Origin of the sequence: Arsenicibacter rosenii (genome assembly GCF_001870735.1) — a bacterium.
Classification (GTDB): domain Bacteria; phylum Bacteroidota; class Bacteroidia; order Cytophagales; family Spirosomataceae; genus Arsenicibacter; species Arsenicibacter rosenii.
The window spans coordinates 1,885-2,809 of the sequence record NZ_MORL01000088.1 but is presented as its reverse complement, the minus strand read 5'-3'; the positions used below and the strand labels follow the sequence as shown (position 1 = coordinate 2,809).

The following is a 925-nucleotide window of genomic DNA, read 5'->3' as shown; positions in this document are numbered from 1 at the left end:
CTTCTGAATACCAGTACTCCAACAGCTACTTTGACAATCCGCAACAGTTTAACCGGTTGAACCTGCAGGGGCGTTTTCATGGTCACATCAACGCGTCGACGCAGCTTACGCTGACAGGCTCGACATTCTGGAGCCGCTGGAATCATTCCGGACAAATTCCGGACCGGGCCGTTGCATCGGGGTTGACCGGCTTCTTTGGCTCCATCGACCCCAGCGAAGGGGGAGAAACCAGCCGTACTAACCTGAACGCTGAACTGGTTACGCAAACGAGCCGGAATAATGTGCTGAAAAACCAGTTTTACTACAGCCGCTACAACTTTGAGCTGTATTCAAACTTTACCTTCTTTAAAAACGACTCCATCAACGGCGATCAGATCCGGCAAAAAGAGGCCCGTCATTTATTCGGATACAACGGCAGTTATACCAGTAAATTTTTGTTGGGAAGCAAGACGGTAAACTCAACGGTAGGGGTTCAGTACCGGCAGGATATTACTGACGGCACCGAACTGTCGCATACACTCAACCGCGTTGAAACGCTTGAACGGTTTAAGTACGGAAACATTAATGAAATCAATGCCGGTGCCTATATTGATGAAGCGGTACCACTGACCGACCGATTACACGTANGATTTATTGCAGAACCCCGCCACAACAGGCAAGGCCAGCGCCGCCATTGTCTCGCCGAAACTAACTATCACCTATACCTGTTCGCCGGTGTTGCAGCTTTATCTTAAATCGGGCAAAGGGTTTCATTCCAATGATACACGGGTGGTGGTACCGGAAAACGGACGCGGTATTTTACCGGCAGCCTACGGCACCGATCTGGGTTTTGTCTGGAAGCCATTCCCGAAACTGTTTGTTAATCCGGCAATCTGGTATCTCTGGCTGGCCCGGGAGTTTGTGTATGTAGGCGATGAGGGTGTGG

1 pseudogene is annotated in these 925 nt (G+C 50.3%); it reads left to right on the top strand.

Going from position 1 to position 925, the window contains the following annotated elements:
* A pseudogene (locus tag BLX24_RS34130) lies at nt 1-925 on the top strand (TonB-dependent receptor); the annotation flags it as partial.